This window comes from Brevibacillus sp. LEMMJ03 (assembly GCF_007197875.1).
GTDB lineage: Bacteria > Bacillota > Bacilli > Brevibacillales > Brevibacillaceae > Brevibacillus > Brevibacillus thermoruber.
Genome location: NZ_VKJN01000004.1, coordinates 159,110 through 179,447, shown reverse-complemented (window position 1 = coordinate 179,447; position 20,338 = coordinate 159,110). Strand labels below are relative to the sequence as shown.

General features: G+C 57.0%; 21 protein-coding genes and 1 pseudogene. 5 read left to right on the top strand and 17 right to left on the bottom strand.

The window, feature by feature from the left end; genetic code table 11:
• Positions 1 to 126 precede the first annotated feature (126 nt).
• Both FOI68_RS07200 and FOI68_RS07195 read left to right on the top strand, forming a co-directional pair.
• Positions 127 to 1,026 (top strand): LysR substrate-binding domain-containing protein, encoded by a 900-nt coding sequence (locus tag FOI68_RS07200; RefSeq protein ID WP_143862752.1) that lies wholly within the window; start codon positions 127 to 129, stop codon positions 1,024 to 1,026.
• Positions 1,027 to 1,047: 21 nt separating this feature from the next.
• A complete protein-coding gene (locus FOI68_RS07195; protein ID WP_143862751.1) occupies positions 1,048 to 1,671 on the top strand; it encodes a cell shape determination protein CcmA in 624 nt (207 codons plus the stop codon).
• Positions 1,672 to 2,229: 558 nt separating this feature from the next.
• Here the strand turns inward: FOI68_RS07195 and FOI68_RS23910 are convergent.
• Positions 2,230 to 2,355: a hypothetical protein gene (locus tag FOI68_RS23910; RefSeq protein WP_255309612.1), complete on the bottom strand. Its 126-nt coding sequence runs from the start codon at positions 2,353 to 2,355 to the stop codon at positions 2,230 to 2,232.
• On the bottom strand, positions 2,352 to 3,650 hold the full coding sequence (locus FOI68_RS07190) for a helix-turn-helix domain-containing protein (RefSeq protein WP_143862750.1): 1,299 nt from the start codon (positions 3,648 to 3,650) through the stop codon (positions 2,352 to 2,354). The genes FOI68_RS23910 and FOI68_RS07190 overlap by 4 nt, the downstream gene beginning before the upstream one ends.
• 304 nt (positions 3,651 to 3,954) lie before the next feature.
• On the opposite strand from FOI68_RS07190, the gene FOI68_RS07185 reads away from it, so the two are divergent.
• Positions 3,955 to 4,134: an aspartyl-phosphate phosphatase Spo0E family protein gene (locus FOI68_RS07185; protein WP_143862749.1), complete on the top strand. Its 180-nt coding sequence runs from the start codon at positions 3,955 to 3,957 to the stop codon at positions 4,132 to 4,134.
• Positions 4,135 to 4,337: 203 nt separating this feature from the next.
• Here FOI68_RS07185 and FOI68_RS23345 read toward each other — a convergent pair whose 3' ends face one another.
• Positions 4,338 to 4,499, bottom strand: coding sequence for a hypothetical protein (locus tag FOI68_RS23345; protein WP_160297099.1), 162 nt, complete (start codon positions 4,497 to 4,499; stop codon positions 4,338 to 4,340).
• Between the two features lie 233 nt (positions 4,500 to 4,732).
• Entirely contained in the window at positions 4,733 to 4,873 is a 141-nt protein-coding gene (locus FOI68_RS24225) for a hypothetical protein (RefSeq protein WP_221935114.1), read from the bottom strand.
• 84 nt (positions 4,874 to 4,957) lie between these two features.
• Here FOI68_RS24225 and FOI68_RS07175 point away from each other — a divergent pair, with 84 nt between their 5' ends.
• Together FOI68_RS07175 and FOI68_RS07170 are read left to right on the top strand one after the other, a co-directional pair.
• Entirely contained in the window at positions 4,958 to 5,419 is a 462-nt protein-coding gene (locus FOI68_RS07175) for an OsmC family protein (RefSeq protein ID WP_029098882.1), read from the top strand.
• Between the two features lie 157 nt (positions 5,420 to 5,576).
• A pseudogene (locus FOI68_RS07170) lies at positions 5,577 to 5,969 on the top strand (VOC family protein).
• A gap of 202 nt (positions 5,970 to 6,171) precedes the next feature.
• Here the strand turns inward: FOI68_RS07170 and FOI68_RS07165 are convergent.
• The 13 genes from FOI68_RS07165 to FOI68_RS07105 form a co-directional block, all read right to left on the bottom strand.
• A complete protein-coding gene (locus FOI68_RS07165) occupies positions 6,172 to 7,071 on the bottom strand; it encodes a fumarylacetoacetate hydrolase family protein (protein WP_143862748.1) in 900 nt (299 codons plus the stop codon).
• Between the two features lie 75 nt (positions 7,072 to 7,146).
• Positions 7,147 to 7,920 carry an IclR family transcriptional regulator gene (locus FOI68_RS07160; protein ID WP_029098879.1) on the bottom strand — a complete coding sequence of 258 codons (774 nt, stop codon included), beginning with the start codon at positions 7,918 to 7,920 and terminating at the stop codon, positions 7,147 to 7,149.
• Between the two features lie 82 nt (positions 7,921 to 8,002).
• Positions 8,003 to 8,668, bottom strand: coding sequence for a bifunctional 4-hydroxy-2-oxoglutarate aldolase/2-dehydro-3-deoxy-phosphogluconate aldolase (locus FOI68_RS07155; protein WP_143862747.1), 666 nt, complete (start codon positions 8,666 to 8,668; stop codon positions 8,003 to 8,005).
• A gap of 37 nt (positions 8,669 to 8,705) precedes the next feature.
• Positions 8,706 to 9,644: a sugar kinase gene (locus FOI68_RS07150; RefSeq protein WP_143862746.1), complete on the bottom strand. Its 939-nt coding sequence runs from the start codon at positions 9,642 to 9,644 to the stop codon at positions 8,706 to 8,708.
• Entirely contained in the window at positions 9,635 to 10,591 is a 957-nt protein-coding gene (locus FOI68_RS07145) for a U32 family peptidase (protein ID WP_035297271.1), read from the bottom strand. The genes FOI68_RS07150 and FOI68_RS07145 overlap by 10 nt, the downstream gene beginning before the upstream one ends.
• A 22-nt stretch (positions 10,592 to 10,613) precedes the next feature.
• Positions 10,614 to 12,806, bottom strand: a complete 2,193-nt coding sequence (locus FOI68_RS07140; RefSeq protein WP_143862745.1) for a dihydroxy-acid dehydratase domain-containing protein — start codon at positions 12,804 to 12,806, stop codon at positions 10,614 to 10,616.
• Positions 12,807 to 12,841: 35 nt separating this feature from the next.
• Entirely contained in the window at positions 12,842 to 13,990 is a 1,149-nt protein-coding gene (dgoD, locus tag FOI68_RS07135) for a galactonate dehydratase (RefSeq protein ID WP_044898201.1), read from the bottom strand.
• A gap of 15 nt (positions 13,991 to 14,005) precedes the next feature.
• Positions 14,006 to 15,268, bottom strand: a complete 1,263-nt coding sequence (locus tag FOI68_RS07130) for a nickel pincer cofactor-dependent isomerase, group 22 (RefSeq protein WP_143862744.1) — start codon at positions 15,266 to 15,268, stop codon at positions 14,006 to 14,008.
• Between the two features lie 13 nt (positions 15,269 to 15,281).
• Complete coding sequence (locus tag FOI68_RS07125) at positions 15,282 to 16,328, bottom strand: TRAP transporter substrate-binding protein (protein WP_082059552.1); 1,047 nt, start codon at positions 16,326 to 16,328, stop codon at positions 15,282 to 15,284.
• 33 nt (positions 16,329 to 16,361) lie between these two features.
• Positions 16,362 to 17,387, bottom strand: a complete 1,026-nt coding sequence (locus FOI68_RS07120) for a C-terminal binding protein (protein WP_029098871.1) — start codon at positions 17,385 to 17,387, stop codon at positions 16,362 to 16,364.
• A gap of 12 nt (positions 17,388 to 17,399) precedes the next feature.
• Positions 17,400 to 18,677: a TRAP transporter large permease subunit gene (locus FOI68_RS07115; RefSeq protein WP_029098870.1), complete on the bottom strand. Its 1,278-nt coding sequence runs from the start codon at positions 18,675 to 18,677 to the stop codon at positions 17,400 to 17,402.
• Complete coding sequence (locus FOI68_RS07110; protein ID WP_029098869.1) at positions 18,674 to 19,231, bottom strand: TRAP transporter small permease; 558 nt, start codon at positions 19,229 to 19,231, stop codon at positions 18,674 to 18,676. Before FOI68_RS07110 ends, FOI68_RS07115 begins: the two co-directional genes overlap by 4 nt.
• A 33-nt stretch (positions 19,232 to 19,264) precedes the next feature.
• On the bottom strand, positions 19,265 to 20,305 hold the full coding sequence (locus FOI68_RS07105) for a TRAP transporter substrate-binding protein (RefSeq protein WP_029098868.1): 1,041 nt from the start codon (positions 20,303 to 20,305) through the stop codon (positions 19,265 to 19,267).
• Positions 20,306 to 20,338: the final 33 nt, after the last annotated feature.

The following is a 20,338-nucleotide window of genomic DNA, read 5'->3' as shown; positions in this document are numbered from 1 at the left end:
ACGTCGATCTTTGATAAATGCGCATAGATAATCATAGTCTCAACATTTGATGGTGTACAATATATAATCAAGAATAAAAGCATTCCTTTGGATCAATATAATAAACAAGGAAAGGCGGCGATTTCCGTGGAGCTGCTTCAATTACAGTATTTTCAAACCGTCGCTCGACTGCAGCATATGACAAAGGCTGCGGAAGAGCTTCACATCGGTCAGCCCTCTCTCAGCAAAACGATTGCACGGTTGGAAGAAGATCTGGGGGTTCCCCTGTTTGATCGCCAAGGTCGTCAGATACGGTTGAATCAATTCGGCAAAGTGTTTCTTCACCGTGTAGAACGCGCCCTCATGGAGCTGGAAGCCGGCAAACGCGAACTGATCAATCTTTCCGGTCTCGATCGCGGAGTCATTAGCCTGGCGGTGTCCATCACAAGTGTTCTTCCGAATTTGTTGGGCTCCTTTCTCACCCAATATCCCAATGTACGTTTTCAACAATTCTTGGGCTCCACTGTCTCCATGAAACACCAGCTCGAACAGGGGGAGGTTGACTTCTGCATCTCCTCCACACCGATCCAAAGCCCCGACATTGAATGGGAACCGTTGTTTACAGAAGAAATCTTTTTGATTGTCTCGACGGAACACCCCTTGGCGAGTCGTGAAGAGATCCATCTCAAGGAAGTCGCGCACGAACCTTTCATCAGTATGAATCCAAGGTACGGGCTGAGAGATCTAACGGATGAGTTCTGTCGCCAGGCCGGATTCACTCCCCATATCGCTTTTGAAGGAGACGAACAAACCGTCTTGCGAGAGTTGGTAAAGGAAGGGCTTGGCGTCGCTTTCACGCCGGCCCTGACGTTGGGATCCGCTCCCAGCGGCAGGATCAAACGGCTCCGGATTGTGGAGCCTACCTGCCAGCGTACCATCGGTTTGGCGCGTGTAAAGAACCGTTATCTGTCAAAAGCTGCCCAACTGTTTCATTCATTCACCATCGAATATTTTTCCAAGCTGACACAATCATGGCAACATAGCTGATCCGCACAACAGCGCGGGGGCTTGGGCTCCCCGCCGCCTCCCCTCAGCCGCAGTTGCGAGTTCTTTGGCAGCCTGACCGCAGCAGCGGCGAGGATCACCGGGGATGCCATCGTTTCCGGAAACATGCGGGCGGCGAAGGCAAAAGTTCTCGGGAATCTGGACATTCACGGAAACGCCGACTTGCAGGAGGTCCTGATTCGCGGGGCGCTGACCGTAGACGGCAGCCTCAGCGGCGACGAGATCGAAATCAAAGGGATGCTCAAGGCAAAAGGCGACTGCCAGGCGGAAGCTTTTCTGGCCTCCGGCGGCTTTACCGTCGGCAGGCTGTTGAACGCGGGCACGATCGACGTCCGCCTGTACGGCGAATGCAAGGCGCACGAAATCGGCGGCGACCTGATCCACGTCCGCAGAGGGTTCGGGTCTGGTTTTGGCGCGATGTTCAAGTCGCTGTTCTTCTCGTCCGGCGGTTCGCTTACCGCCGGCACGATCGAGGGCGACGACATCTATCTGGAGTATACGAAGGCCAGCGTTGTGCGCGGAAACAAAGTGACGATCGGCCCCGGCTGCGATATCGGCCTCGTCGAGTACAAGGAAGCGTTTCAGCAGGACAAAGGCACAAGGGTAACAGACAGCAGAAAAGTGTAGGCAGCCCGACCTGTGAGCTTGCGATGCTCCGGCGGACGGTTTGCTGCAGGCTGCGGTGCGGAGGCGTTGGAAGCCGCGCGGGAGGAAGTATCGACGGTTCCCCTTGCGGCAGCCGGCGGCGTCTGCAGGCCCGGAAGGCGGCAGGCGGGCTGCCCGGGAGCGGTGATTGGCGATGCAACGAAACCGGATCGAACCCGAGCCCGAGCGTGGGCTCCAGTGCCAGGCAGCGCCGTTTGCCCGTACATGTCAACGGAGCCGTATGAGCGGCTCCGTTTTTGCCGGTTGAGTTTGGTCCATTCTCTCTCATTGTGAGCTTGTCCAGCGGTAATGCTTGTGTCCGAGAGGCGTTCCGAAAGCGTTAGAAACGCATAAGGACGTGTCTGGACTGATCGTTTACAGCGACCAGGCTTACCCGTACACGTCCCAAGCTTCCCATGACATTCCGCTGAAGGTTGGCCCCCGTAACAGCATGTCCCGTCGAGGCAAATGTCCTGCCAACGCCTCAATGGAGAGCTTCTTCTCCCAACTGAAGGCGGAATCTCCGCTGCCCTGTTTCGGTTAATGCCCCGGATCGACTACATTCGGTTGTACTTCCGCTGCCGCGATACTTCCATTTGCCGGGAGAACACTCACCGCTGCAAGAAAGGCCAATGAGAGCAGCATCATTGCGATTGTCTTTTTCACCCTAACACCTCCTGTTTTTTACATTTACTGACGATTTCATTATACACTTTTTGGATCATTTCTATATATTGTAAATTTATTGATTTGGAAAAAAAGGATAAAATATCATTCAAACATGTCATGATTTCTTCCAGAGCGTTGACCGTTCCGTATGCTTGTAAACTGATCGCGTAACTTTTCATTCCTTCATCAACGAGACCGATGCTCGTTTGAAATTTCGCTTTCTGTTGATAATACCTTCCAATCGATACATGTTTATAGGGCGTTTGCAAATTCGTGGGCAGGATCTCCTCCTCTCTTTTCAACAGTTCCGCAATGGAGTCCATCTCCCCTGTCTGGAAAAAGACTTCCATCAGTTCATTTGCCGCATGAATCTTGATGTCCCGGCTCCCTTCGTCCAGACAGTTTCTAAGGATCGGAATCGCTGCGTCAAAATCTTTCTTTTTTGCTTTAACGATGCCGCGCGTTGTTTTTGCTGCGTCGGGAACGAAGCCATAATCGAACGTTTCAAACACATCCAGATGTCGTTCTACAGCATCGAAATTGTCCAAGAAATAATAGGAGTTGATCATTGCCAGATACGCTCTGGCTGTAAGTTCAGTGTCAGCCGTTTCCAACGCAAGGCCCGCTTTACAGAATTGGATACACTGCTGATATTTTTTGGTGTTGTGGGCATGGAGCGCCATTCTGTAATAGAAGAGAATCTGTTCTTTCTGCGTTAAAAAGTCAACGTAATGAATGATCTCCTCACCCATTCGGAATGATTCTTCCAGGCGCTTCAAGTCAAGCCGTTCAATCAGATATGTCTGCAGCAAGCCCTTTGCGATGTACGGCGGCACCCCGCGTTCCCGCGAGTATTTCACGATCAAATGGTACAGGGTCAGCTTGACTTCGGCATCGGTGACAGTTCCGGCAAAGTGGTACAGTCGTTCCAACAAGGTATAGGTTTCCTCGCGCGGGGATTCGAGAAACGTTAACGCGACACGTGAAACCATCCGCATGTCAGCCAGTTTAATCCCTTCCAGCAGCAATTCCAACAACGCGTCCGGCCGCTGTTCCAGGTCCACGTAGTGCTCCACGATTTGTTGAGGAGGGATTTTCAGTACACTGGCAATGGCTTTGAGCGTCTTCCATTCAGGGCGTTTGGTATCGCCGTTTTCGATCTTGGAGATGACGGTCTTATGAATGCCCGAAACATTTGCCAGTTGTGTGATGCTTAGGCTGGCTTGTCCCCTGTATTTCCTTATGAGTTCACCGATGGTCGTGTATAGAAGTGCGCTCCCATTCCCTCCCATGGCACCCACCCTCCTCTTATTCACTTTTTTCCTTCTTTTCCTTCTCCTATCTATAGCACCTCTCTTTATTTTTTTGAATGGTTGTACATTTCTCGACAAAAAGCCATTGGTTCGCTGCAACTGCGTTTGTGTAACGGCCAGTGACGGTAACGCGATCAACGAGAACGCAAGACAAGGATCGACAGGACTCGCCGGGAAAGGACAGTCGTTTGTCATGCTGTTGCACAGAAGCAGCTTTCGTCGTTTTCACGCAACCGTATGGTATTTTTCAAGAAAGAGTGAAAATCTGGGGGGGCGATGATGAATGACGGCACGTAAGCGAGTAAGCGACGAAGAGCTTTCACAAATCATTGCAAACCTTCAAAAGCGGCTCTGCGAGCTTGTCAAACAAAAAGGAGTGCTGACGGATGGCGCGGTGGTGCAGGTCAGCCAGGAACTCGACAAGTACATCGTGGAAAGTCAGCGAAGAAAACGAAAATCGTGAGGAAGGAGATTTACCCTCCACGCAGCGATTCGTCTCGGGCAGGCACCTAACACCGTGGTGGATGTATCCCCGTTTCCACCCGCCCGAACGATCATAGAACAATCAAGCATATACTTCTTATGTATATTGTATCATTGATTGGGGAAACCGGGAAGCGGAACTGCGTTTTCGCCCCCGTTCAGACCAAGGTGGAAGCGGATGTGTTACGTATTCTGTTTTTTTAGTTCCTCCTTTATTTCTGCCAATACTTTATAGATTTCCTTTACGCCATGACTGATTACTGAATCATCAATCGCGCTTTTCACAACCCAGTACAGGATGGCATAGTTAAGCGCAGCCAGTATGATCCATATAAAAATTTCCAAGTTGCCTCCTCCTCTTTCCCTATTTTTCCATGAACGTGTTTCTCCCATATCTTCTCGCAGGAATACAGGGTTTCCTTCTCCGGCACAAAGTCCCCTCCCTTGAGAGCTTGAGAGAAAAAAATCCCCCAACGCCAGGCGAGGGGGAAAACCAAAGGTTATGAAAAATCATTAGTTATACGGTAATAAAAATGAGAGTATCCATCAACAAGTAGATTGTGGAAGATCCAACCGCTTCAGCCGAGACTGGCCGGCGCGCCCATACAGCATGGGGGTCGCAACCGTTTGACGTGTCGGATGTTCTTCCGCTTTTCCGGGATGAAGGTTTGACCGGCGCAGCCTGGATCAACGGTCAGGATTGTTATACGCCGGCCCAACGTGGAACAACAGGAAATCCTTTACATTCCCACGCCCAAAGTATATAATCCCTATAAAATTACTTTGTTTTGAGAGGTGAGATCATGGCACAGTCTTCGACATTGTTGAAGGTTTCTGCGTCAGGCAAATGGGAATCGGGCGTAAAGACGACGAATTTCGTACGGAATTTTCCCTCTTTTCAGACGGATGAGCCCGTCGAATTAGGCGGAACAGACGCAGGGCCCAATCCCTTGGAGTTTGTCGCAGCCGCACTGAATGGATGCAACGGCGTAATGATTCCCCTTGTCGCGAACGAACTGAACTTCTCGTTTTCGGCCATCGACTTTGAAACATCGGGGATTATTGACATTCGGGGGTTGCTGGGTGAAGAAGGGGTTTCTCCCCATTTTCAAAAGGTTCGCTTCCACGTGAACATCCAAACGGACGAAAGGGAAGAACGGGTGCATGAACTTCAAAAAGAGGTAGAGCGCAGGTGCCCCGTTTTTAATCTGTTGGCTGACGCTGGTGTGCAGCTCGAGGTCAAGTGGAACAAAGTCAATCGGTAAAGAAAAAGGAACCCGACTCGCTTCAAAGCAGTCGGGTTCTTTCCATGTTTGCTTGTTGCAGGGTTTATGGTAACAGGATTTTGTGAATACTTTTGAACAGACCGGTGAATTTGCAATCGTGCTGTTCGTACCTGTACACAAAAGGAGCAGATGTTCAGTGGAACATTCCACTCAAAAAATCGCGACGTTTTTCATGTTCTCGGGCAAGGCTGAAGAGGCCATGAATTTTTACACCTCGTTATTTGACTAGTCAGAGATCACGAATGTGGTACATCATGAAGACGGAAAAGTGCTGCATGCTTCCTTCACGTTAAAAGGCCAACCGTTCATGTGCATCGATAATCCAACCGGGGTTCATCATGCCTTTACTCCTGCCATGTCCCTGTTTGTCACCTGTGAGTCAGCAGAAGAAATTGATCGACTATTCGAGAAATTATCGCAAGACGGCAAAGTATTAATGCCGTTAGCTCCTTCTCCCGTCAGCGAAAAGTTCGGGTGGGTGGAAGATAAATTCGGTGTTTCGTGGCAGTTACACCTTCCCAAACACTAATACAAGAAAGTAGGGGCGAAGATGCATGTCAATCGTATCTTCGCCCCTTCTTTCTACTTTGTCTGTACGAACCGCTCTCAAGGCGCTCCCCATCGTGAGGCCGCAGACGGCTGCGGTCGCTCCTGCGGGTCTGGGAGTGTGGCGTCCGCTTCTCGGTGTCCGAAGGGGCTCCGGTGACACGGCGCCGATCCCCTCCCGCTTCTCACACGGTAACGCTCTTCGCCGCCTGGCTTTTTACGGGATTGGCCAATACGCCGATCCCGGATATCTCAATCTCGATGCGATCCCCGTCCGCCAGCGTGAACTCATCCGGCGGGACGATGCATGTGCCGGTCAAGAGCACGGTGCCGTCAAAAATCTGGTTGTCCCGCAGCAGATACGCGACCAGATCGTCGAACCTTCGCTTCAACTGCCCGGTACTTGCCGTTCCTTCCACCACCGTGGTTCCGTTTCGGCTGATGCGGCAGGTGATCTGGAAGGCGTACGGGTCTTCCACCGTTTCCGCCAGGCGTATCGCCGGGCCGATCGAGCAGGAGCCTCGCCACATTTTCGCCTGGGGCAGATAGAGCGGGTTTTCTCCCTCGATGTCGCGGCAGCTCATGTCGTTGCCCACCGTATATCCGAGGATTCTGCCGTCACTGGCGAGGACCAGGCCAAGTTCCGGCTCCGGTATCTGCCAGTTGGAATCGCTGCGCAGGTACAATTCCCGATTGGGGCCGACCGTGCGGGCCGCGGTCGATTTAAAGAAGATCTCCGGCCGCTCCGCCTCGTACACTTTGTCGTAAAACGTCGTGACGTCCAGCTTTCCGCCAGTCGCCTCGTAGTTTCTCGCATCCCTGCTTCTCTCGTACGTCACTCCGCACGCCCAGACTTCCGGAGCTTCCAACGGCGCCAAGAGCGGCAATTCTTCCATTCGTTGCGGAATCGGCTGCGAGCCGGCGATCGCTTCCTGGACCACGGCAAGCGGGGTGGTCCCGCGCTGATCCGCCTCCCTGACCAGGTCGAGAAAATCACGCTGCGGCAGCACATACACCCGGGAATCATCGGGAACGGCTGCAAGCGCAGGAACAGAGTCCCCCAACAAGAATCGAATAATCCGCATATGGTACCCTCCATTTGTTTTGTATGATAAAACCGAGTTTTAAAAGAAGCCGACACCCGAGGGTGCACTCCCCTGTCATGGATGACGTGAGGCAATGCCGTACCCCATCTGCTGCGACATTTCCTCTGCGGCCGGTTTCAGCATGCCGAGAAATTCCATCAGCGTTTGATCGTCTACGCGGGAGACCAGCGTGGAGATGCTGACGGCAGCCACCACATGCCCCTTGTGATTGCGGATGGGAACGGCAATGCAGCGAACTCCCGGCTCGTTTTCCTGATTGTCGACGGCGTAACCAGCCTGCCGCACCTTCTCCAGTTCCTGCCGAAAGGCCTGTTCATTCGTAATCGTATTCGGCGTCTGCGCCACGTACTGATAGCCGTCCAGGATGTTTTGCAGCTCTTCCTCCGACAAAAAGGCGACCAGCACCTTGCCGACCGCGCTGGAGTGTACGGGAATTCTCCTGCCGATGCGCGAGTACAAAATCGTCGCCATGGGGCCTTCCACCTTGTCGATATACACGCCCTCTTTGTCGTCCAGGATGACAAGATGAGTCGTTTGCCCGGTTTTCAGGGACAAGTCGACGAGATGTCTTTTCGCTATTTTCCGAATATCCAGACCATGGATGACAAAATTTCCTCGTTCAAACAGCTTCATCCCCAGCCGATATTTGCCGTTTTCCGGGTTTTGGTCAATGTAGCCGTGTGCCTGCAGCGTCTTTAACAGGGAATGAACCGTGCTCTTGTGCAACTGCATACGCTCGCTGATCTCGGTGATTTTCAGTTCGGTTTCCTGTTCGTCAAAGAGGTCGAGTATCTTCAGCGCACGTTCCACAGCTTGAATGATCGGCATTGTATCCACCCTTTACCCATGTGATTACGGAATGATGCTGGAGATATATTACCATAGAAACGGGACCTATGAACGAGACTCTTTACTTGGTTGTTCCGCAATCAACACGGGCGCGGCGAACGGCTTCCACAATCGTTCGGGCCGATTGTTCCACGACGGCAAAGTCACCGGCGGCAATCGCCCGGCGATCCAGCAGCTTTCCGCCAATGCCGACCGCTGCGGCTCCCGCTTCGATAAACGCGGCGGCATTGTGCTCGTCAATTCCCCCGGTGGGAATGATCGGGATGTGCGGAAACGGCGCTTTGACGTCTTTCAGATACGGTACGCCGAGCGCGGCCGCGGGGAATACCTTGACCAAATCGGCCCCCCACTCCACGGCGGTGATCATCTCGGTCGGCGTCATCACGCCCGGAACGGCGATCTTTCCATAGCGCAAGGCGGCACGAATCACGTCTTGATGCAGGCTGGGACTGAAGATGAAGTCCGCTCCGCTTTTGATCGCCATCACGGCGGATTCGCTGTCGATCACCGTTCCCGCTCCGACTATCGCACGCCCCTGATAGCGGCGGCTGAGCGCGGCGATGGAAGCGTACGCGCTCTCCGAATCCACCGTAATCTCAAGCGCCGTAACGCCTCCCCGCACCAGACTGTCCGCCACCTGTTCGATCCTGTCCTCGGGAATCCGGCGAATCACGGCGATCACACCGCTCTCTACCAATCGTTCCAGCAGCATGGTTTTCGGCAGCACGGTTGGCTCTCTCCCCTCCTTGAACATGTTCGATGATTCATCGATGAATGTGCGGCTTCTCTTCCGCGATCTGCGACCAGAACGGATATCCTTCCACGTCTCCGACAACCGTCAGCGCATAGGCTCCGACGCGGTTTCCCAGCCTGACCGCGTCCCGGTACGACCACCCTCTGATCAGTCCCGACAAAAAACCGGCGGCAAAACCGTCTCCGGCTCCGATCGGGTCCACGATCTGCCGGACGGGAAAGCCGTCGACGTACGCGCGATCGTTCGCGGCCGCGTAGTAGGCCCCGCGCTCTCCCAGCTTCACCACCACGGCAACCGCCCCGTTTTGCAGCAATCGTTCGGCGATTTGCTCGGGAGAGTCTTCTCCCGTCAGGATCCGGCCTTCCTCCCATCCGGGCAGGACGATGTCGCATTGGCCGGCGATGTCCATCAGCACGTCCCGCGCTTCGTCAGCAGTCCACAGCTTCAGCCGGATGTTGGGGTCGAACACGACGGTTACCCGATGTCGTTTCGCCTTCTCAATCGCCTGGTACACCGTATCCCTGCACGATGGGCTGAGCGCCGGGGTAATCCCGGTGACGTGCAGAAACTTCGCCCGGGCAATCAGCTCCTCGCTGACGTCCTCCGGTTGGAGACAACTGGCTGCCGATCCCCGGCGGTAATAGTACACGGTGGGCTCCCGCGCGGTTTGCCGCTCTTTGAAAAAGACGGCCGTCGGGTGTTTGGCGTCGAACACGACGTGGGACGTGTCTACACCTTCACCGCGAATAAAATTGCGGATGTACAGCCCAAACTCGTCGTCGCCGAGACGGCTCACCCAGCTTACCTGATGACCCAATCGCGCCAAGCCGATCGCCACGTTGGACTCGGCGCCGCCGATGGTTTTCTCGAATTGGGACGCGTAGCGGAGCGGTCCCACCGAGACCGGGGTAAACAGCACCATCGTCTCGCCAAAGGTGACTACGTCCATACGCGCTCTCCTTTGACCGGTACGGCAGGAACGGCCAATCCGGCGGCCCCTTTTTCCGACGTCTTCAAATCGGGCGCGTACCGCTGAATGATGTCCAGACCGATGCGGGCGCGGCGTACCCGCTCCTTGCACAAGCTGATCGACGTTTGTTCCAAATGGGTGCCGGAGGGGTAAATGTTGGGCGAGTTGCGCAGGCCGAATTTGATGTAGACGGGAGCCGCCACCCGGATGATTTCCGGGATGTCGTAGTGGCGGATAAACCCGCCCATGTCGTCCGGCGCTTCCACGTAGATATCAATCGGGATGTCGACGGCTTGCCGAATCGCCGCCAGGCGCGGCAGCGAAAGGTCGGTCGGCACGTTGTACGTGCCGGCGCCGATTTGTTCCATCAGCCGGATCGATACGGGATTCGCCTGCCCCATCTGAACGGAAATCTTTACGAGCAGGTCGGCGGGCAGCTCGCCCATTTTCTTGAACTCGTTGACCAGCCACAACAGCCCCTCGTCCGCCACCAGAATGCTGCGGATTCCCGCCTGGCAGGCCCGCTTGATGTCTTCGATCGAATAAACCAGTTGATCCATCCCCTGTACCCGCAGTCCGGCAATTTTTCCCGCGCTGGCCCAGGTCATCGGCGTAATGTCCCAGGTGCCGCGCGGGCCGACAAACAGGCTCACCTCCAGGTTTTCCCGACGACCGATGGCCGCCATCTGCTCAAGCTCGCGATCGGTCAGGAGCATGATGCCGCTGCCCTGCGAGATTCGGTGAATCGTCACCCCGTACGTTTCACACGCTTCCAGCACCGCTTCAAAAGAGGCGGGCCCTTCCACGCTGGGAATTTCCACGCGGTACTGCGCTCCGTCCGGAAATGTTTTCGCAGAGCTGGGCAGATCGTGACAATCGCCTGCCGGAAAGCCCAATTGCTCGATCACCGCACGAGTTTGTTTCAAATCTGCCTCCACCCTTTCTTTTCTATTTCTTCCGTGTTTCAAAGGCGACGTCCGCGGTGTAATCCAGGACGGCTTCCTCGAACACGCTGAGCGGAACCACGCCGTGTGCCGCGTCGGTGTGGCCCGTCATGCGATTGCTGGCCGCCACCTGCCTTTGCCGCGTCCGGATGGTGGCAAGCCGCCTGTCCGCCAGTGCCGCCCGTTCCGCTTTGACCTCCTCAAAGGAAAACTGGAGTCTGCCGCTGCGAAATGCCGCTTGATTGACAAAGTGGATCTGCCGGTCACGCAGATTAAGGTACAGGAGATCTCCCGTCTCCAGGTACAGGATGCCTCCGCCCAGGCTGGCTTCCGGGGTCATGTGCCCGATCGCCGCTCCGTAGGTGACTCCGGAATAGCGTCCGTCGCTGATCAGCGTGGCCAGACGTTTCAGGTTGCGGTTGGCGTTGATGTGCTGCATCGGCGTGAACATCTCGGGCATCCCGAACGCAACCGGCCCCTGCCCGGAGATGACGACGGCGATTTTCAGCACCCCCTCCTCCACCATTCGGTCAAACAGCGCGTCGTAGTCGAGCGCCTGCCAGTCTTCCAAGCGGTGAGGTGCATTGTGTCGGAGCACGGCCCGCAGGTTTTCCTCCGCGAAGCGTTTCGCTCGCTTCACCGTTTCCAGCAAATGCGAATCCAGCAGGCTGCGGTTGGCGTCATCCTCGTTCTCGTAATAGAGGACAAAGGCCACTTTCTTGTCAAACTCGTCGAGCTGGGCCGTCGTCATGCCGCTGATTTTCACGACGGCCGATTCAAAAAAGTTGCCGGTGAGCACATCCACCCCGCTGAACGGACGGCGCGGTCGGGAGAGAATGATCGGATTGTCCTTGACGTGTTCCGCCGACAGGCGCGCCTGGTCGGCCAGCCGTTCACGCCACGTCGTTCCCGTCACCGTAGGCGCATCCACGTCCATCGGCACGCCGTTTTGCATCAGCTCGTAAAACAGCGTCTCCATCCCGCGGATGCTGCCGCTGCAGCACTGCACCGCCAGGGCGAAAATGTCGCGCCCCTGCGTCAGACTGTAATCAAACAGGTCGGGAACGGGATGTTCGTGGTGAATCCGGTCCAGATCCCACAGACTGAACCTGTAACCGCCGTACAGCATGGCCGCTACCAGGTGCATCATCAGGTTGGTCGATCCGCCCGACGCGCTGTGAATCCGGATCGCGTTTTTGATGTTGGCCGCCATCAGATTGGCCACGCCAAACACCGGGTTGTTGATCATCAGGGCGAGGCTGTCCACGGCCTGGTTTACCTGCTCCTGACTGGGCGGAGCGGTCAACAGCTCCACGGCCGGATGAACCAATCCCAGGCCGGCGACGAGATGGCGGGAGCTGTTGCCCGTGCCGTTGAAGGCGCAGACCCCGCCTTTTCCGTCACACGTGGCCACAGCCAGCCGCTTTTCGTACTCCTTGTGCGCCGCCCTGCTGATGATCCCCCTATCCACTGCGCGTTCCAGCACGCCTTGAAACGCGGTGTTGGAGGAACACTGCAAAATGTAGGCCATCGCATCGCGCAAATCGTGCGCGATGTCGGGCGCTCCCCGCTCTTCCGCCGCTGCGGCCACCTGCTCCAATTCGGCATGCAGCTCGGCCGGGATCGTGCCCCCCTGCAGGACGTGCGCAGGCGCGAAGGTGGCAAAGAACGGCGCCTCTCCGCGGTAGCGGCGAATCCGGTCGAGATGGGCCAGCGCACTGACCACTCCAAGCGGCTGTTTATCGCAGCCCTGGATGACGAACGCCCCGTGGTAGCTGTGCGCCTCGATCTGGTTGACCACCATCTGGGCAACCGCGTTGCGGCTTTGCAGCGAATAGCTCATACCTTGATTGCTCTGCGCGGTGCCGTCGCACATCACCGGCGTGGAAAAGGCAAACGGCACGCCGCCGTTTTGCCAGATGCGGATGGCTGCGCGGGCGGTCGTCACACTATCCATGATGTGGGCCGGATGGTCTGGAGAACCGCCGATGATCGCAATGCGGGGCGCGTTTTCCTCCAGGCGGTTGTAGATTTCCTCCAGCGTCCAGTCCGGGGCCGGCCCGTCATAGGCGGAACCGAGAATTTGTTTCGAGCGGTCGAGCAGTCCCGCGACGCAAATCGGTTCGTTCGCTTTTCCTTGCACATTGTCCCGATAGGGGTTGGTTTGATTGTGGATCGGCGGAAATCGACGAGACATGGAATGGACCCCCTCCTTGCGATATGCGAATCGTTCTACCATTCGGCCACACTGCCGTCTTCATGGCGCCACACGGGGTTTTTCCAGTTGTGCCCCCTGCGCGCCGCTTCTTCCACCTTTTCCTCGTTGATGTCGACCCCCAAACCGGGGCCGCGGGGAATCTCCACATAGCCGTCCTTGTACGTAAACACGCTCGGATCAAGCAGATAGTCGAGCAGATCGCTTCCCCGGTTGTAGTGGATTCCCAGGCTTTGCTCCTGAATGACGGCGTTTGGCGTACAAGCGTCCACCTGCAGCGAAGCAGCCAGAGCGATGGGACCGAGCGGGCAGTGCGGCGCGACGGCTACGTCAAACGCTTCCGCCATCGCGGCGATCTTTTTCACCTCGAGGATGCCGCCGGCGTGGGACAGATCGGGTTGGATGATGTCCACGCAGCCGTCCAGCAGCAGCTGCTTGAATCCCCAGCGGGTGTATTGGCGTTCGCCTGTGGCGATCGGAATGGTGGTGTGGCGGGCGATTTCGCGAAGCGCTTCGTTGTTCTCCGGCAGCACCGGTTCCTCCAAAAACATCGGACGGTACGGCTCCAGTTCCTTGGCCAGCACTTTCGCCATCGCCTTGTGGACGCGGCCGTGGAAGTCGATGCCGATGCCCACGTCCCTGCCGACCGCTTCCCGTACGGCGGCGATGCGGTCAACCACCGCCTCCACCTTGGAAAAGGAATCGATGTAGTTCATTTCCTCGGTGGCGTTCATCTTGACCGCGGTATATCCCGCTTCCACTTTTTCCTTTGCCGCTGCCGCCACGTCGCGGGGACGGTCTCCGCCGATCCACGAGTAGACGCGTATCTTGTCACGTGCGGCCCCGCCGAGCATCTGATAGACGGGCATGTTGTAGTACTTTCCGGCGATGTCCCACAGCGCCTGCTCGATCCCGGAGATGGCGCTGGTCAGGATCGGACCGCCGCGATAAAAGCCTCCGCGGTACAGCGTCTGCCAGTGGTCTTCGATCCGCAGCGGCGATTGGCCGATCAGGTAGTCGCTCAGCTCGCGGACGCACGCTTCCACCGTGCCCGCCCTGCCTTCCACAATCGGCTCCCCCCAGCCCGCGATTCCTTCGTCGGTTTCCACCTTCAGAAACAGCCATCGGGGTTCCACCCGATACAGCTTGAAGGCCGTGATCTTCAATCCGTTCACCTGCTTTCACGGATAATTGCCCGAAAAGTCCATCGGCAGCGGCTCGGTCACGATCTCGATATCGTCCCGCTGCCTCGCCTCGTGCAGCAGACTTTCGGAAATCCAGATGTCCTTCAGATGCAGCGTATTTTTGATGCGCACCAGCCGGACACGGGTCAAGTCAAAGGCGTTGCACGTTTTGATCGCCGCTTTGACTGCCAGCTCTCCGGTATCGAGAAACATCGGCAGCTTGACCGTCCCGACGACGGTGCTAGTCAAGGCGCTGGCGTACCCTTTTTCCCAGTCGATCGACTCAAACACGTCTCGCGTGGTGATGTCGGCCAGCCCGATCCCGTTGGCGTTGCCGTGCGTTTTTTCGGTCAAGCGGAGTACGACCGTTCGCGCCGCCTCCACGCCGCCGCTGGCATACGGCGTGCCATAACGGCCGGTGATGTTCGGGTCCATCCCGTCCCCGGAAATGTCCTTGCCGATCTCGTCGACCACCAGCACATCCAGCGGCGTAAAGGCGATTTTCGGCATCAGCGCCTTTGCCTCCACCAACAGCTTCGGTTCCTCATCCACCAGCTTTTCCGCCGGGATGGCCACGATTTTCGCCGGACGGTCGTAGGCGTTCTCGATCGTACCGACGCCGAAGACGATCGGCGCCCTGGCGATCACCATTTTGGCCATCTCCAGCACGTGCTCGGCCATGTACTTGAAGCTGTAGGCGTGCGCGGCCTCCGCTCCCTTTTGCTTGCCGAGACCGATCGTGATCATTTTCAGCAAACCGCTCTCCACCGGACCCCGAAACGCGGTGTGCGGCTTGATCCGGTTGATCACCACGATCTTATCCGCCTGATACGCGTGCTTGTCGGTGTAGACCGGCAGGCCGTTCGGCAGTCTGCCCACTTCCACCACGTCCATGCTGGAGACGATCGGAGCCCCGACAAACGCTTCCGTGACGCCGAGGGATTCCAGCACCTCCCGTTGTCCCTCCGCCGTCGCTCCCCCGTGGCTGCCCATCGCGGGGACGAGAAACGGTTGACCGCCGACCGCCGCGATCGCCCTCACCACTTCCCTGGCAATCGTGGGGATGTCCGCCACGCCTCTGCTCCCGACGGCAATGGCCACCCGATCCCCCGGAGCAATCCGCGGCAGCACACCCGCTTCCGCGATCGCCCGGCGAACCGCAGACGCCACATCGTCAATCTCCGGCGCGTGAAAGTGCTGCCGTACCTTGACCATCCGGGGAAGCGGGATATCGCGGAGCAGCTCTTCCAAGATCCCCATGGCCGTTCCCCCTTTACTGTCTCGCCTTTTCTACCTGGTCGTACATCTCCTTGACGAGATCCTCGCCAAATTCCTTCGCGAACTTGTCGATCACCGGCTTGATGATTGCCTGCATGTTCGCCCGCTCTTCCTCGGACACCTCATTGACCTCCATGCCGGCGTTCTTCAGCTCTTCCAACGCCTTCCGGTTTTCTGCCCGGTTCAACTCGCGCTGGTAGATGCCCGCCTCGACGGCCGCTTCCTTCAAAATCTGCTGCTCTTCCGGGGACAGCTTATCCCAGAACTTCTTGCTCACGAGGAAGACAAACGGCGTATACACGTGCTTCGTCACGCTTAGATACTGCTGCACTTCGTTGAATTTGCTCGTCTTGATCGTTGCCAGCGGATTTTCCTGACCGTCCACGGTTTTGCTCTCCAACGCGCTGAATACTTCCGAGAACGCCATCGGCGTGGGGTTGGCTCCCAGCGCCTGGAACGCTTCGAGGTGAACCTGGTTCTGCATCGTGCGAATCTTCAGACCCTTGAAGTCTTCCGCTTTCGCAACCGGATGCTTGCTGTTGGTCAGATTGCGAAACCCGTTTTCCCAATAGCCCAACCCGATCAGGTTGTGTTCCGGCAGTTTCTCCAGCAGTTTTTGGCCGAGCGGACCGTCCAGCACCGCGTCCGCCTCCTTCTCGTCGTGAAACACAAACGGAAAGTCAAAAATCCCGAATTCCTTGATCATGCCTACCAGCGGCGACGTGGACGGAATCGTAATCTCCTGCAGTCCGCCCTGCAGCGCCTCCGTCATTTTTTTGTCGTCGCCGAGCTGCGCGTCGTAAAAGGGCTGCACCTTCAGCTTTCCGCCGCTCTTCTGGCTGACGAGCTCGGCGAATTTCTTCAATCCTTTCCCTTCCGGATGATCCTGGTTCAATCCGATCCCCGCTTTGATGGTCCGCTCCTGAATCCCGCTGGCCGCCGGTTGTGCAGAGGAGGCGGAACTGCCTCCGCCGCACCCGGCCAACAGCAGCAGCGCCGGCACGGTACAGCAGATGACCGCGTGTTTCATCCATGTTTTCATTCACACATGTCCCCTTTCTTTCTGATCCATCGCTTACACATAGGCCGCATAGCGGTTCTGCGGACAGCTCTCTTTCAAGCGGACCTTCTCTTTTACCTGCGTGTTGACCAGGTATTTCGGATACTCTCCGTGCAGCAGAACATCGACGACCCCCATCGCTGCCTTCGTCCTCATTTCCGCGGCAGCTTCCTCCGAATACCAGGCGACATGCGGGGTGAGAATCACCTGTTCCATCGTCAGCAGGGGATTGTCCGGGGAGATCGGCTCCCGCTCGACCACGTCAAGAGCGGCTCCGGCAATCCGGCCTGTGCGCAGGGCTTCGATCAGCGCGCGTTCGTCAATTACCGGCCCGCGCGACGTGTTGATCACGACCGCGCTCGGTTTCATGGCGTCAAACTGCTCGCTGCCCACCATTCCTTCCGTCGCTTGGGTCAGCGGCGCATGGACGGAGATGAAATCGGCCTCCCGGCACAGCTCGTCAAGGGAGACGAGCTGCACTCCCTTTTCCTGCGCCAGCGCTTCCGGCACGAACGGATCGTGGGCGATCACGCGCAACCCGAGCGGCTTCACTTTCTCCGCTAGCGCCTGCGGAATCTTTCCGAACCCGATCAAGCCGAGCACTTTGCCGCGCAGACGGCTGATCGGCTGCGTCACCTTGAAATCCCAGACGCCGCTTTTTACATGGTGATTGGCGACAACCACCTTGCGCGTCCAGGCGAGCAGCAAGGCGAGGGCGTGATCGGCCACTTCGTCCATGCAGTAATCGGGCACGTTGGCCACACAAATCCCTTTTTCCGTCGCCGCCTCGAGATCAACCGTGTTGACCCCCACGCCGTACCGGGTGATCACCCGGCATTTCTCCAGGCTGTCGATCACCTTTCTCGTGATCGGCGCGTACTGGTTGATCAGCGCGTCAGCATCGCGGCATGCCGCGATCACCTCTTCCTCCGTGCGGCACTGCGCCGGCACCAGCTCGATCCGCTCGCGGTCCAGCACCTGTTCTTCATACCGCAAATCGGCGTACTCCCAATCGGTCACGACGACTTTCCACTTTTGCATGTTCGCTCCTCCTTACGTCAACCACTCTAACGGAACAGTCACGATCGCAGGGAACAGAATCAGCAGGACGAGAATCACGATCTCGACCAGCAAAAACGGCCAGACGCCTTTCATGATGTCTTCCATGCCGATCTTCCCGACCCCGCAGGCGACGTTGAGCACGGTGCCGACGGGAGGGGTCAGCAGGCCGATGCAGTTGTTCAGGATAAACAGGACGCCGAAGTAGATCGGATCGATCCCGGCCTGTTCGATCACAGGCATCAGCACCGGCGTCAGGATCAAAATGGTCGGGGTCAGGTCCATGGCTGTGCCCACCAGCAGGACCAGCACGTTGATCACAACCAGCAGAAGCAGCGGATTGTCGACCAGCGGCCCCAGCATGTCGGTCAGCGTCGCCGGGATATTGGCCACCGTGATCAACCAGGCGGACACCATCGCCGCTGCGGCGAGAAACATCACGACGCTGGTCGTCTTGGCGGAGGCCACCAGGATCTCGTACAGTTGGGTCACCTTCAACTCCCGGTAGACGACCAACCCGACGAACAGGGCGTAAAATGCGGCTACGACCGCGGCTTCCGTCGGTGTAAACACGCCTCCGCGAAGCCCCCCGACTATGATCAGCGGCAGCAGGAGTGCCCAGATGGCTCCTTTGGTCGCGGCCAGCATTTCTTTCAGCGACCGGCGAGGGTATGTCTCAAACCGGCCTTTTCTGACCATCGCCCACCAGGCGATCATCAAGCCGACGCCGATGAGCAGACCCGGCACAATTCCCGCCATGAACAGTTTGGTAATGGAGAGGCCGCTGGTCACGCCGAAGATGATCATCGGAATGCTGGGAGGAATGATGGGTGCGATAATCCCCCCTGCCGCGATTAACCCGGTGGAGCGGTTGCGGTCGTACCCCGCCTTTACCATCATCGGGATCAGGATCGCCCCGAGTGCGGCCGTGTCGGCCACGGCGGAACCGGACAGCCCGGCAAACAGGATGCCTGCCAGAATCGCCACGTAGCCCAATCCGCCGCGGATGTGGCCGACAAGCGCCAGCGCAAACTGGATGATGCGCTTGGAGATGCCCCCGGCGTTCATCAATTCCCCGGCGAGGATGAAAAACGGAATCGCCATCAGCGGAAAGTTGTCCGCGCCGTTGATCAGGTTTTGCGCGACGATTTGGCTGTCAAAGATGTCGAGGTAAATCATCAGGGCGACGCCGCTGAAGAGCAGGGCAAACGCAATCGGCATCCCCAGCGCCATCACTCCCAACAGAGACCCGAGAAACACGCCCAGCGTCATTTACCAGCCACCTCCGGCACCGCCTGCTGCTGACTCGACACCAGCAGTTCCTCTTCCGATTCCCGCGCGCGGATAAATTCTTCGACGGAACGCTTGCCAAACAGCACCCGGTACAGATTGAACGCGATGATGATCGCCATGCAGATGCTCATGACAATCCCGATGCCGTACACACACGCGAGCGGCAATCCCGTCGCCGGGGCCATGCTGTCCATGTTGATCAGCGTCATCTTCCAACTGCCGTCCAGCACCAGCCACAGCACGTAGAGCACGATCCCGTTGGTCAGCACAAAAACCGCTTTTTTCATCCGGGGCGACAGTTTCTTCACAAACATGTCGATCCCCAAATGCTCATTGTCTTTCAACGCACTGATCGCCCCCAAAAACGTCATCCAGACAAACAGGAAGCGCGACATTTCTTCGGACCAGGTAATTCCCGAATTGAACAGATACCGCAGCACGACGTTGCCGAAAACGAGAATGGCCATAAATGCCAGCGAAACCGCAGTGACGCCATTCAGCACCCGATTCAGCATGTGCAGGACTTTTTCCACAACATCTCCTCCCTTCTTGTCAACCTTCCCGATCTACTTGGCGGCCGCCTTGATCTTCTCCACCATGTCCTTTGCCCACGGATACTTCTGGAAGATCTCGTCATAGAGCGGCTGAGCCGCGGCTTCCATCGCCTGCCGGAACGAATCGTCAGGCGTCGTGAATCGGATACCGTTCTCCTGGAGAAATTTCTTGTCCGCTTCGTAGCTCTTTTCCATAAGCTCCCACTCGTAGTCGGCCGATTCTTTCGCGGCCTGCTCGATGATCTGCCGCTGCTCGGGAGTCAGTTCGTTCCACAGTTTCGCGTTGATGATATACAGGTTGGGGCTGAACATGTGGCGGGACTCCAGCACATCCGACTGAACTTCATACCAGCCCGACGCTCTCAGGGTGGCGATCGGGTTGTCCTGCCCGTCGACCACTTTTTGCTCCAGTGCCGTAAACACTTCGGAGATGGGCATCGGCGTCACATTGGCCCCCAGCAGTTGGCCCAGCGTAATGTAGTTGGGGATGTTGGGCATGCGCAGACGCAGTCCTTTGAAATCTTCGAGTTTGGTGATCGTTCGGTTGCTGGAAACCATCCGGAAACCGTTGGCGCTCCATGCCAGCGGATGCACGCCGTGTTTGCTTTCCAGTTCTTCCGTCATCTCTTTGCCGATCGGGCCGGTAAAGACAGCTTTGGCATGGGCAAAATCCTTGAACAGGAACGGCCACTCACCGACAGCCATCTTGGGAATGTCGGCCTGCATGATCAATCCCGGTATGCCCATTTCGATGGTGCCGTTGCGCACCCCGTCGTAAAATTCCTTCTCCGCCCCCAGCTTGCTGTTGTCGTAGATTTGCACCTTCAGCGTGCCGCCCGACTTCTCTTCCACCATCGGTTTGAACTTTTCCCGCAGGGCCACGTTCTGCGGATGGTCGGTCGCGAAGTAGTTGGCCACTTTCAACGTGTGCGTCTTGGCTCCGCTCCCTGCGCCCGGCGAACCGCTGCCGGCCGTTTGCTGCCCTCCGCATCCGGAGAGCAGCACCGCCGCCGACAGGATGAGACTGGACAGGATCAACAGATGTTTTTTCACTTGGCATCCCACCTTGCATCCCATGTTCTATAT